This window comes from uncultured Flavobacterium sp., from assembly GCF_937967675.1.
Lineage (GTDB): Bacteria > Bacteroidota > Bacteroidia > Flavobacteriales > Flavobacteriaceae > Flavobacterium.
The window spans coordinates 49824-62556 of the sequence record NZ_CALBSN010000044.1 but is presented as its reverse complement, the minus strand read 5'-3'; the positions used below and the strand labels follow the sequence as shown (position 1 = coordinate 62556).

The 12733-nt window shown below is 29.9% G+C and carries 10 protein-coding genes; 1 reads left to right on the top strand and 9 read right to left on the bottom strand.

Features of this window, described 5'->3' with window-relative positions; translation table 11 throughout:
• Nucleotides 1-95: 95 nt before the first annotated feature.
• The 9 genes from Q0075_RS03300 to tsaD all read right to left on the bottom strand — a co-directional run bounded on the left by Q0075_RS03300 (nucleotide 96) and on the right by tsaD (nucleotide 8034).
• The gene (locus Q0075_RS03300) at nucleotides 96-530 is read right to left on the bottom strand and encodes a hypothetical protein (protein ID WP_297868269.1); all 435 of its coding nucleotides are present in this window, start codon (nucleotides 528-530) and stop codon (nucleotides 96-98) included.
• Nucleotides 531-568: 38 nt separating this feature from the next.
• Nucleotides 569-1138, bottom strand: coding sequence for a hypothetical protein (locus tag Q0075_RS03295; protein ID WP_297868268.1), 570 nt, complete (start codon nucleotides 1136-1138; stop codon nucleotides 569-571).
• A 5-nt stretch (nucleotides 1139-1143) separates the two neighbouring features.
• Nucleotides 1144-2322, bottom strand: coding sequence for a class I SAM-dependent methyltransferase (locus tag Q0075_RS03290; protein ID WP_297868267.1), 1179 nt, complete (start codon nucleotides 2320-2322; stop codon nucleotides 1144-1146).
• A 2-nt stretch (nucleotides 2323-2324) separates the two neighbouring features.
• On the bottom strand, nucleotides 2325-3419 hold the full coding sequence (locus Q0075_RS03285) for an AI-2E family transporter (RefSeq protein ID WP_297868266.1): 1095 nt from the start codon (nucleotides 3417-3419) through the stop codon (nucleotides 2325-2327).
• 83 nt (nucleotides 3420-3502) lie between these two features.
• The gene (locus Q0075_RS03280) at nucleotides 3503-4465 is read right to left on the bottom strand and encodes a zinc metalloprotease (protein WP_297868265.1); all 963 of its coding nucleotides are present in this window, start codon (nucleotides 4463-4465) and stop codon (nucleotides 3503-3505) included.
• 233 nt (nucleotides 4466-4698) lie between these two features.
• A complete protein-coding gene (locus Q0075_RS03275; RefSeq protein WP_297868264.1) occupies nucleotides 4699-5337 on the bottom strand; it encodes a DUF4159 domain-containing protein in 639 nt (212 codons plus the stop codon).
• A complete protein-coding gene (locus Q0075_RS03270; protein ID WP_297868263.1) occupies nucleotides 5330-6034 on the bottom strand; it encodes a 16S rRNA (uracil(1498)-N(3))-methyltransferase in 705 nt (234 codons plus the stop codon). Before Q0075_RS03270 ends, Q0075_RS03275 begins: the two co-directional genes overlap by 8 nt.
• Nucleotides 6035-6038: 4 nt before the next feature.
• On the bottom strand, nucleotides 6039-7007 hold the full coding sequence (locus tag Q0075_RS03265; protein ID WP_297868262.1) for an alpha/beta hydrolase: 969 nt from the start codon (nucleotides 7005-7007) through the stop codon (nucleotides 6039-6041).
• Nucleotides 7008-7011: 4 nt separating this feature from the next.
• Nucleotides 7012-8034 carry a tRNA (adenosine(37)-N6)-threonylcarbamoyltransferase complex transferase subunit TsaD gene (tsaD, locus tag Q0075_RS03260; RefSeq protein WP_291109442.1) on the bottom strand — a complete coding sequence of 341 codons (1023 nt, stop codon included), beginning with the start codon at nucleotides 8032-8034 and terminating at the stop codon, nucleotides 7012-7014.
• 163 nt (nucleotides 8035-8197) lie between these two features.
• Here tsaD and Q0075_RS03255 point away from each other — a divergent pair, with 163 nt between their 5' ends.
• The gene (locus tag Q0075_RS03255) at nucleotides 8198-12637 is read left to right on the top strand and encodes a translocation/assembly module TamB domain-containing protein (protein WP_297868261.1); all 4440 of its coding nucleotides are present in this window, start codon (nucleotides 8198-8200) and stop codon (nucleotides 12635-12637) included.
• The last annotated feature ends 96 nt before the right edge of the window (nucleotides 12638-12733 follow it).

Here is a 12733-nt window from a genome sequence, read left to right as displayed (position 1 = left end):
TCTAATGAGTAGGTCCCAGGTTCGAATCCTGGCGCGATCACAAAAAAGCCTTGCATTAGCAAGGCTTTTTTGTTTAATATCGATTCTGAATAATCCTATAATCCCTCATATTTCCCATCTTTATCAACAAGATACACTTCTTCTAAAAACCATTTGTTTTCTATTTTTACAAAGTGATATTCATAATTTGCATTTCGAAAACTGTTATTAGGGTCTACAAATTTTGTTTTAATGATGGCACTTTCTTTTCTAACAATAGCTTTTGTTATTTTTTCAAATTCAGGACTGTGATTGGAATGGTTTCCATATGAAATGCCTTGATGTGTTTTATTTTCTTTACAAAATTTAGAAAGTATCTTTTTGTATTCTAATTCTATTAGTTTATCGTTGTTGCTCTTCTCCAAACTCAAATTGCAAGCATAATCATTCCAATTTTTGAAATCTTTGATGAATTCCAATGTTATTTCGGATGGTGTATATGATATGATTCCTTGTGATTGTGATAAGTTTGATACTAGAGTTAATATCAATAAATAGAATATTTTCATTACCAACTATAAATTATAATTTACTCCACACACTTCAAAAACTCCATAAAATAACTATCAGGTTTAGAAGTTGTTTTTAATGTTTCTGAATTTAATTCACTTTTTAAAACATAATCTTTTGTTTCTCCAGCAAAGTGAATTCGCATAAGCGTTACAGGGCTATTTTTTAATTCTTCATAATTATTCTTTGTAAAGTAAAAATAACCTGTTAAGATTCGTATATTGTTATTTTCATTCGAATCATAACTTAGTGCGCTACAAGATTCTTCATTAGAACTTAAGAGTGTAATAATTTTTCCATTCATCAATTGCAAAACAATTTTTGAATTTTTTGCGATACAATTCGTTTTAATAAAGTCTTTACTTTTTTGCAATTGTTGAATACTTAACATTGGTGTTCCGTTGTCGTTTAAAAGAGCAAAAAATAAGTACTCGTTCGTGTTTCCAAATATTTTTTCGTGCATTAAAACGTTGGGTAAAACTTTTAACGATGTAGAATCGGTTTTTTCTTCAACATCATAAATACAATCTTTTTTTTGAGCTTGTACACTTAAAGTTAACAATAGTAATAGTGATAAAAAGTTTTTCATTTGGATTATAATTTGGTGCAAAGTAAAATTATTTTTTCATTATTCATATTTGTGGTGAAAAATGCAAAAACCATTCCGCCATCTGTAATTTTATATTTTTTCTTGATTTCTTCTGGTTTTATGGGAAAATTTCGTGTAGAAATATTCATTTTTTTGCCCTGAATATTTTCCAAAATTTCTTTTTTCTGAAACGGAATAATCGCATTAATTTGAAATCTTCTGCCGGGAAAATCAATGAGTTCATCCGAAGTGTATAAATGGGAATGTTGGTGTAACTTCCCAATAGAAAATAATTCAGAAACCGCTTCAAATCCTCCTGATTTCATTAGAGAAGCGTTGGGTTCATACAGATATATTTTTGGTAAATTATAAGAGGCAAAATAGGATTTTGTACTTTCAATTTTGGTAATCGTTTGTTTTTCTTTTTCCAAATTAACTGCAATAATTTCGGGCGATGCATCGAAATTTTTATCAATTTTCCAAAGCAATTCTTTTACTTCATTATCCACAGCAACAATATGAATTTCAGCAACATTTTTCAATTCCAATAAACCTGCATGAAGGTCTAAAATAGGAGCGGTTTTGATTAAAATGGTATTGGTATATTGATAATAAAAGTCTTGTAAATCGACTACATTTGGTAAACAATCGGCTAACATGAAGACTTTTTCTTTGGCATCATTTCTTCTGGATGGATCGATGTAGATGCAATCAAATTTCTGATTCAATTGTTCTAAAATTCTAGTGCTATCACCTTGAATACATTCAATATTTATTGCTTTTAGAACTTCGAAATTATGTTTTACGACTTGTGATAAATCGGCATTCAATTCGCAATGAATGACCGATTGGAATTGTTTTGAAAAGTAGTAGTCGTCAATACCAAACCCTCCCGTGCAATCGATTAATTTTTCGCCCAAAACTAAGGAAGCTTTATATTTTGCTGTAGTTTCTGACGAAGTTTGTTCGATTGAAATTTTTTCAGGATAAATAATATTTTCAGTTGAAAACCAAGTGGGAAGTTTGTCTTTCGCTTTCTTTTTCGCAATAATTTGATTGATGAGAACCGAATAATTAACTTCTGGAAATGGATTTTTCTTTAAAGCTAATTTTGAGCTGTCTTCATTCAGATTTTTGTTGATAAAATCGTGTATTTCAGTTTGTAAAAGCAATTCTAAATTCAAAACTATAAATTTTTAGTAAGGGCTTTGATGATTTTGTTTTCGGGTAAAAATTCTTTTCCAATTACTTTTAATGAAGTATACAAAGGAACGGCGATAATCATACCTGTAATACCAGATAAAATACCTGCAATCAAAATTACTAAAAAGATTTCTAAAGGATGCGAATTGGTGCTTTTTGAAAAAATCAATGGAGAACTGATATTATTATCAATTAATTGTACTACAAACATTCCAATTAAAACATAAATAGTTGTGGGTAATGTTTCTGAAGCAAAATCAGCACCGGTACCAATGCTACTAATCATAATTAAAAGTCCAGCTACAAAAGTAGCAATAATAGGTCCTACATAAGGTACTATATTAAAAACGGCACATAAAAGTGCAATTATCAAGGAATTCTTAACACCAAATATTAAAAATACAATGAAATATAGAATCAAGATTATAAACAATTGGAGTAATAATCCTAAGAAATATCTTGAAAGCATTTCATTTATTTTTTCTACAGAATTTATTACTTTTTCTTTTTGTTCTGTAGGTAAAACATTTTTAAAAGCGGTAGCAAAAGCGATTCTTTCTTTAAGCAGGAAAAATGAAATGAATAAAACAGATGCCAAACCCATTCCGATATTTCCAATGGTACTTACGATGTTATTTAAAAAATTAGGAATGAATTCAAAATTTGAAAATGAAGTTAAGTTTGATTTTGTAGCAATTTGTTGTAAATCTATATTGTGAGAATTCAAATAAAGTGTAACATCGGATAATAGTTGGTTGTAATTATTTTCAAGTGTTTTGATATCTAAAAGAGATAAGTTTTCTCCCTGAGAGACAATTAAAGGGACAAATAGTAAAATTATTCCCGAAATTAAAAAAATTACAAATAGTAGTGTCGTGATTACTGCTAATGTATTTCTAAATTTTAGTTTTCTTCTCAGAAAAAGTACAAAAGGATAGAGTAAAAGCGTAAAAACAACCGATACAATCATATATATGATTACAGTTGAAATTTTATAAAAGAAAAATAATAACAAAAAAACAGCTACTATAATAGCTACCGCTCTAACAATTCCAAATGATAGTTCTTTTGATGTCATCAATTTTTTTTTTTTTTGCTAAAATAAAAAAAACTCACCAGATATAGGTGAGTTTTAAAGATTAAGTCAAATGATTTAATATATTAAGGTTGCGCAAATGAAAATCTAGCTCCTCCAGAAGCAAAAATTGCAAGCATTCTACTTTTTTGACCATTAGAAAACATATACATTCCTGCATCATCAGTGTAGTCCATGTAGTTCATAGTCATTTCTATAGGTGTACCAGTACATGTTGAATAATGTGGGAATACTGGCATTCCATAATTAGCTGTATTATGAGTAGGAGTGTCGCTTACTAAATCGCTTCCGCAAGTAGTATCTCCCCATATATGTCTTAAGTTCATCCAGTGTCCTACTTCATGTGTAGCCGTTCTTCCTTTATTAAAAGGTGCGGTTGCTGTTCCTGTAGTACCAAAGTATCTAGAATCAATTACAACACCATCCGTAGCAGAAGAACCACCAGGGAATTGTGCATAGCCTAAAATTCCACCTCCAATTGTACAAACCCATAGGTTTAATTTAGTAGTTGGTGAGGTAGGATTAATTCCGCCTTGATTTGATTTTTTCATTGCATCACGAGTTCCCCATGAAGTTTTTGTTGTAGACTTTCTATAAACAGCATCTAAAACAAAAGAGATACCAACGTTTGCTTTAACACCGGAAAATGTTGTTGGAACTTGATTGAAATCGCTATTTAATGCATTAAAATCTTGGTTTAATACATCAATTTGAGATTGTATTTGTGTTAAAGAAATATTTTCAGCAGCTGTTTTATATAGAACATTCACAACTACAGGAATCTCAATTTTGCCATTAACTAATCTTCCATTAGCTAAAGCATTTTCTGTAAATCTTTCAATTTGTTCCATTCTTGAAGCTAAATTAGGATCTTCTTTTAGTTGTTGCTCTAAAACTTCATGAGAAGCACAACCTCTATGGTGTTGGTGGTTAATTTTTGATTCTGAATTAGTAGAGGAATTTGTTTCATCATTACTACATGAAACCAATAGCAGTAAGCTTACTGCTGACATTAAGATTTTTTTCATAAAAAAATGTATTTTAGTTAGTTGATTTGGTTATCAATATTTAACAAAATATATGTTAGAAACATATTAAATATTTTTATTTTCTTACAGTAAATCAAAGTTTCTATAAAAATTGTATAATATTATTATTCGTTTAACATTGATAATAAATCAAAATTAAAAAAAAATAAATATTTAATTGCTGTAGTTTTTCTGTATATTTTAAAAAAATTAATTTTTATTTTAAAAAAAAATTAATTTTTAAATGCATAATTTAAGATGTTAGCTCCCATTTTTAGGGCTTTTTCTCTAATCTGAATAGGGTCATTGTGTACTTCAGCGTCTTCCCAGCCATCACCTAAATCCGTTTGATAAGTGTATAAAAGAACAATTCGACCTTCGATGAAAATTCCAAAAGCTTGTGGTTTTTGATTGTCATGTTCGTGAATTTTGGGTAATCCACCAGGGAAATTAAATGGTTCTTGAAATAAAATGTGATTAGAAGGAATTTCCGTTAATGGATTATCAGGAAATATTTTTTTAATTTCTTTTCGGATGAATTCGTCCATACCATAATTATCATCAATATGTAAAAATCCTCCTGAAGTAAGATAGTTGCGAAGATTTATTACATCATTCGGACTAAAAACAACATTTCCATGACCTGTCATATGCACGAAGGGATAGGTGAATATTTCAGAACTTCCAACATCAACAGTAGCAATTTTAGTGTTGATTTTAGTATTGATGTTTTGATTGCAAAATTTAGCCAAATTAGGTAAAGAAGTCGGATTCGCATACCAATCACCGCCACCGGAATATTTCACAACAGCGATTTCTTGGGTAAAACCCAAATTCCAAACCAATATTATAAGGACTAAGATTTTATTCATTTATCAATGCAATTGTATGACAAGCTACTAAAGCTGCTGTTTCTGTTCGCAATCTTGTGTTTCCCAAAGTTACAGGAATAAATTCATTTTCAATAGCTAAATTGATTTCTTTTATAGAAAAATCACCTTCTGGTCCAATTAGAATTGTAACTTTTTCATCTTTTTTGACTTCGTTTTTAAACGATTTTTTATCCGTTTCTTCGCAATGTGCGATGAATTTTTGTCCGTCGATATTTGATTTTACAAATTGCGAGAACGAAATCGGTTCATTGATTTTTGGAATATAATAATGAAGCGATTGTTTCATGGCAGCTTGAATAATTTTTTCCGCTCGATCAATTTTATAAACTTTTCGTTCGGAATGATCGCAAATTATTGGCGTGATTTCATGAATACCAATTTCGGTTGCTTTTTCTAAAAACCATTCTAATCGGTCGTTCATTTTAGTTGGAGCAACTACAATATGCGTGTAAAATTTATCAGGTTCTTGGAAGGTTTCTTTTGTGATTTTAACTTCGCATTTTTTCTCAGAAGCTAAAATAATTTTCGATTCAAATAAAAAACCTAATCCATTAGTAATAAATATTGTATCGCTTTCTTTTTTACGTAAAACTTTAACTATATGTTTGCTTTCTTCCTTGTCGAAAAAGAAAGTAATATCACCTTGTTTTATGTCGGGATTATAGAATAGTTGCATACGTTTAATTTTTATCTAACCAGTTTTTCCAATCTTTTCCTACGTTCTCCCAATTATATATTTCATAGTTTGGTTCTCTATTTTCATTAACTGGAAAAAAATTATGTTCTACATCCAAATAAGGTTTGAACGTTAAATTTTTTAACTCAGATTGAATACTTTCAATTTGCAATAAATCGTTATAAGGTGCATTCCAATCTTTAGTACCATAAGTTATAAAAACTGGAATTTTAATTTTTTTAAGATACACAGCTGATGGTTGAGAAAAATCATAAGTTGCTTTAAAAGTATCACCACCATTGTATTCTAAATTGTTCTTATTCTCAACAACAAATTTCCAATATTCAATTAACTCATAATTTTTTCGTTTGTATACTTCTTCTTCAAGCATACTTAAAATTCTACCATATGGATTTCCTCCAGAATAAATCAAATGTGTTACTTTTTTGTTTTTAGTTGCTAATTTGGCCGCAATTGTACTTCCTTCAGAATGTCCAGCGATAACTAATTTACTATTTGAAATCCAATTTTCTTTCAATAATTTGTTGATTACAAAATTATTTCGGTTAACATAATAATCTAAATAATTGTTATCGGAATATGTTTTTGGAACACTATCGTTTTCAACTAAATATTGATAATTATTTTTTAAATCTTTAACATCAGAAATTACAGGAATACCTGGTTTTCCAACTATAACTACATGAAATTCATCTAAAAAATCGTTGACATCAAAAGGAAATGTGCAATACAAACCAGTTTCATCATATTTTAACAAAGGTTGCGGCATGCTTCCTTGACAGAATAAAAATAGAGATTTTTTTATATTTTCTTCTCCTTTTTTTGATTGGATTAAAACATCAACAATTGTTTTATTATATGTAAAGATTATATGTTTATATCCAAAGTCCTCTGGTTTTTTTTGACCAAAAGTTGTTAAAGAGATTAAGAGAAGTAAGAAAACTTTATTCATAATCTTAAAATTCAATTCGTGCTTTAGAAGTGACATCAGCTTGACTGAAATTTTCTTCTAAAAAGTTATAATACCCTACAATTCCAATCATTGCCGCATTATCGGTTGTGTATTCAAATTTTGGAATGTAGGATTTCCAACCGTATTTTTTTTCTGCTTCTTTTAATGTAGTTCTAATTCCTGAATTTGCAGAAACACCACCACCAATTGCAATTTGGTTAATTCCAGTTTCAGCAACAGCTAATTTCAATTTATCCATTAAAATATTGATAATGGTATATTGAATGGAAGCACAAATATCAGCTTTGTTTTCTTCTATAAAATTCGGATTTATCGCTACATTTTTTTGGATGAAATATAAAATTTGGGTTTTTAAACCGCTGAAGCTAAAATTTAATCCGTCAACTTTTGGTTTAGTAAACGGAAACGCTTTCGGATTTCCTTCTTTTGCAAATTTATCAATCAAAGGACCACCAGGATAGGGTAGTCCTAAGATTTTAGCCGATTTATCAAAAGCTTCTCCCACCGCATCATCAGTAGTTTCTCCAATAATTTCCAAATCGAAAAAGCTATTTACTTTCACAATTTGTGTATGTCCGCCAGAAATAGTCAATGCTAAGAAAGGGAAAGTAGGTTTATCAAAACCTTCTTCATCAATAAAATGCGCTAAAATATGCGCTTTCATGTGATTTACCGCCACTAACGGAATATCCAAAGCCATACTCATCGATTTCGCAAAAGAACCGCCTACTAAAAGCGAACCCATCAATCCTGGACCTTGTGTAAAAGCGATACAATTCAAGTCATTTTTGGTAATTCCAGCCTTTTTTATAGCAACATCTACAACAGGAACAATATTCTGTTGGTGCGCTCTCGAAGCTAATTCTGGAACTACGCCACCATATTCTTCGTGAATCGCTTGTCGCGCCACAATATTGGATAAAACAACGTCGTTACATAGTACGGCTGCAGACGTGTCATCGCACGAACTTTCGATGGCTAAAGTATATATTTTTCTTTCTGACATTTTAGGCATGAAATTTGGAATAGGGATATTGTAATTATCTTACAAATTTCCTTATTTTTGTTGGATTATACATCCAGTTAAATAAATTGGTAGCAAATTTAAAACAAAAGAACGTATCAAAAAATTTAAAAAAATACTATTTCGTTCCTTAATTGCAATTTTATTGCTGTTTCTCTTATTGGGTATTCTTTTGTCGTTGCCTTTTGTACAAACTGCTCTAGGAAAATATGCGACTGATAGCTTGAATAAGTCTTTCGGAACTAATATAGCGATAGGAAAAGTTGCCATTACGCCTTTCGGAAGTGTAAAACTTGGCGATGTTTTAGTTATAGATCATCATCAAGATACTTTGTTTTACATTAAGAAATTAAATACGTCTATTTTAAGTTTTAAGAAAATTTACGATCCAGGTCATCCTTATTTGAAAGATGTGGTTTTGCATGGAATGGATGTTCGAATTGTAAATTACAAAAACGAAGATTATACCAACTTAGATAAATTCATTGAAGCTTTTGACGATGGTTCTCCTTCTTCGGGAAGATTTAGAATGAAAGCCAATAAGATGACGGTTTATAACAGCCGTTTTCAATACATCGATTACAATCTTCAAACACCAAAAATGCTTGATTTTACGCAATTAAATGGTAAAATCGAAGATTTCTTTATCAAAGGTCCTAATGTTTACACATTTATTGACAAGCTATCTTTCAAAGATCATCGCGGATTGTTAGTCGAAAATATTACAGCTGATTTTACGTATACCAAGAAAAATATATTGTTAGAACAACTAGCAATGAAAACGCCTTTATCTGAAATGAAAGGTAGAGTAGAGTTGAAGTACAACAGAAAAGATTTTTCAGATTTTAATAACAAAGTTATTTTTGATGTTCAGTTTGATAAAGCTACAATTGCTTCAAACGATTTGAATTATTTTTACAATGAATTCGGGAAAAATAATGTCTTTTATGTTGATACGCATTTGGTTGGAACATTGAATAATTTCACGACTTATAATTTAAAATTAGTAGATAAGAATCAATCAGAAATAATTGGAACTGCCAATTTTAGAAATCTTTTTGGAAAAGGAAATCAAGAGTTTTACATGAAAGGAAACTTTGATCGAATTACTTCCAATTATGAAGATTTAAAATCGATTTTACCTCGAATTTTAGGCAATAATTTACCATCGGTTTTGGCTAAATTAGGAAATGTAAATATTGCTGGTGCTGTAGAATTAACTCAAAAATACATCAACGCCGATGTTTCGATGTTATCGCAATTGGGTTATTTAGAAGGTAATTTAGCAATGCAAAATATCAATAATATTGATAATGCTTCATATCAAGGAAATATTAAGTTAGACGCTTTTGATTTAGGAACACTTTTAAGTCAAAACGATATTGGCAAAGTTACATTAGATTTAGATGTTGATGGTAAAGGATTCACGCAAAAATTGTTGAATACAGCCATCAAAGGAAAAATTGATCAATTTTATTATAACGGATATAATTATCAAAACATTACGGTTGATGGAAGCATGAAAATGCCCTATTATAAAGGCTATTTCAATAGTAATGATCCAAATTTAAAAATGGATTTCGATGGAACTATCGACTTAAGTTTAAAAGCTAAAAACTACGATTTTAAAGCCCAAATTGACTATGCCGATTTACATATTTTAAATTTTTACAAAACAGATTCTATTTCAATCTTTAAAGGGAATATCAATTTTAAAGCTGATGGAAATTCAATTGATGATTTAGCAGGTGTTTTAAAAATTAATAATGTTTCGTATCAAAATAGTAAAGATTCCTATTTTTTTGATGATTTTGAAGTGACCTCTTCTTTTGATACGGAACGAGTTCGAACTATTGAAATTAATTCTCCCGATATTATAACAGGGCAAATAGTAGGAAAATACAAAGTAAATCAATTGCAAAAAATGGTCGAAAATGCATTGGGGAGTTTGTATGCCAATTATTCTCCAAACAAATTAGAAAAAGGACAATTTTTAAATTTTGACTTAACTATTTATGATAAAATTGTAGAAGTTTTTATACCCGAAGTTAAAATTTCTGAAAACACAAAAGCTAAAGGAAAAATAAGTGGTGATGAAGGAAAGTTTGTTTTTGATTTTACTTCTCCAAATATCATTGCATATGAAAATACTATTGAAAATGTAAATATTGAGATTGACAATAAGAATCCATTATACAATGCTTACATTACGGTTGATTCTATTAAGAATAATAAATATAAAATTGCAGATTTTAATTTGATTAACCTAACTTTAAATGACACATTATTTGTGCGTTCTGAGTTTAAAGGTGGACCTAAGAGCGAAGATACGTATGATTTGAATTTATATCATACCATAAATGAAAATAAGCAATCTATCGTTGGATTTAAAAAATCGGAGATTAAGTTCAAAGAGTACCTTTGGTTTATTAACGAGCAAGAAACAGAAGACAATAAAATTGTATTTGATAAAAAGTTCAAAGATTTCGATTTTCAAAAGTTAACATTATCTCATAACGAGCAAAAGATAGATTTCTTTGGAACCATGCGTGATTCTACTTATAAAGATTTCAAATTATTCTTTGATGATGTAGAATTAAATAAGGTTACACCAGCTTTGGATAGTTTATCATTTGGCGGAAAAATTAATGGAAATATTACCTACAAACAAGATAGAAATAAATATGAACCTATTTCAAACTTAACTATAGATAGTTTGAAAATAAATCAGTTTTTACTAGGTGATTTAGATTTCAAGATTGAAGGAAATGAAAATTTCAATCAGTTTAAAGTCAATTCAAGTTTAAAACAAGATGGTCAAGAACACTTTTTCTTAGATGGAAATGTAAATTTTGTAGGTCAACAATCGAGTTTGGATTTAGAAGCGGGTTTTGATAAATTTAATTTGGCGCCTTTTGGATCGTTGCTTGGAAGTGTTTTATCGGATGTAAGAGGAAATGCTACAGGTAGAACTACAATAGGAGGTTCATTAACAGAACCTGAAATGGATGGAAGACTCTATCTTAATGATGCCGGAATGCGCGTTCCGTATTTGAATGTAGATTATGCTTTCGAAAAAAATGCCATTGTTGATTTAACTGAGCATCAATTTAGTCTTCGGAAAATTGAACTAACCGATACCAAATACAAAACAAAAGGGGTTATTGATGGAACTATTCGTCATGAAAACCTTGGCGATTGGGAACTCGATTTGCATTTGATTTCGGATAATATTTTAGCATTAGACACTAAAGATTCAGAAGATGCCTATTATTACGGAACTGCTTTTATGAAAGGGAAGGCTAGTATTACAGGGGCAATAAATGCATTAAACATTAAGGTTTCAGGGGAGTCTGAAAAAGGGACATCGATAAAAATTCCAGTAAATGATGACGAGGACTTGGGTAACAATTCATTCATAAATTTCATGACAGTTGCTGAATACCAAAAATCATTAAAAGAAAAAATTACTAAAGGGAATCGTTATCAAGGTATTGAGCTAGATTTTAATTTTGATATTGACACCGATGCAGAAATTGAAATTATTCTGAATAGAGAAACAGGACATGCAATGAAAGGAAAAGGTGTTGGATCCATGCAGATGAATATTAATACTTTAGGGAAATTTGAAATGTTTGGGGATTTTATTGTGCAAGAAGGGCAATATAATTTTAAATACGGCGGTATTATAGATAAAAAATTTAATGTCGAAAAAGGAGGTACTATTCGTTGGGATGGAGAGCCTATGAATGCAGTCTTGGATTTAAAGGCTACCTATAAAACTATGGCAAATCCAGCTGTATTAATAGAGAGTGCTTCATTAAATAGAAAAGTGGATACCAATGTTTCCATTTTGCTAAATGGTAATTTAGATAATCCTCAACCTGATTTTAGTATTGATTTCCCTACTGTAAGTTCGGTATTAAAAAGTGAAATTGATTATAAATTACAAGATAAAGATACACGACAAAACCAAGCTTTTGCTTTAATGGCAACAGGTTCCTTTGTAACAGCTGAATCTACTGGAAATGCGGCATATGGCTCTTTAATAGAAGGAGCAAGTTCGATTATTAATGGTTTGTTTGCAGATGCTGATAGTAACTTACAATTAGGATTAGACTATTCTCAAGGCAATAGATTAACTGAAATCTCAGATCGAGTGGGGGTAACTTTAAGCACAAGAATTAGTGATAGAATTACGATTAACGGAAAGGCAAATGTACCCATAGGAGGTGTGACAGAATCTATTATTGTAGGAAATCTTGAAGTTTTAATACAGCTTAATGAAGATGGCTCATTGAATGCTCATGTATTTAATAGAGAGAATGATATCAATTATGTTGGTGATGGAATAGGATATACTCAAGGTCTTGGTGTTACCTATAATGTCGAATTTAATACTTTTAGAGAAATGCTCAAAAAGATATTTAATTCAAATCGAAATAGAAAAAAAACTTCAAAATCTCATGATGATTTACCTGATTCAGATTTTCCAAATGAGTTTATAGAATTTATAAATCAAAGAAAATTTAAGTCAAGCGAACCTAGTAAAGAAGAGCCAATTAAGGCTCCAGAAATCGATTAATTCTTAGTTATTTAGTACTAAAATCAAAAAGTTATTAACGAAAACGTTTGAATTTGCCACTATCATTAAATAGTTTGCAAAAATTGCTCTTTTTTT

Bases quoted from the DNA above. Each gene is read 5' to 3' on its own strand.
- Q0075_RS03280 (WP_297868265.1), bottom strand. From the start codon at position 4,465: ATGAAAAAAATCTTAATGTCAGCAGTAAGCTTACTGCTATTGGTTTCA.
- Q0075_RS03295 (WP_297868268.1), bottom strand. From the start codon at position 1,138: ATGAAAAACTTTTTATCACTATTACTATTGTTAACTTTAAGTGTACAA.
- Q0075_RS03285 (WP_297868266.1), bottom strand. From the start codon at position 3,419: ATGACATCAAAAGAACTATCATTTGGAATTGTTAGAGCGGTAGCTATT.
- tsaD (WP_291109442.1), bottom strand. From the start codon at position 8,034: ATGTCAGAAAGAAAAATATATACTTTAGCCATCGAAAGTTCGTGCGAT.
- Q0075_RS03270 (WP_297868263.1), bottom strand. From the start codon at position 6,034: ATGCAACTATTCTATAATCCCGACATAAAACAAGGTGATATTACTTTC.
- Q0075_RS03265 (WP_297868262.1), bottom strand. From the start codon at position 7,007: ATGAATAAAGTTTTCTTACTTCTCTTAATCTCTTTAACAACTTTTGGT.
- Q0075_RS03275 (WP_297868264.1), bottom strand. From the start codon at position 5,337: ATGAATAAAATCTTAGTCCTTATAATATTGGTTTGGAATTTGGGTTTT.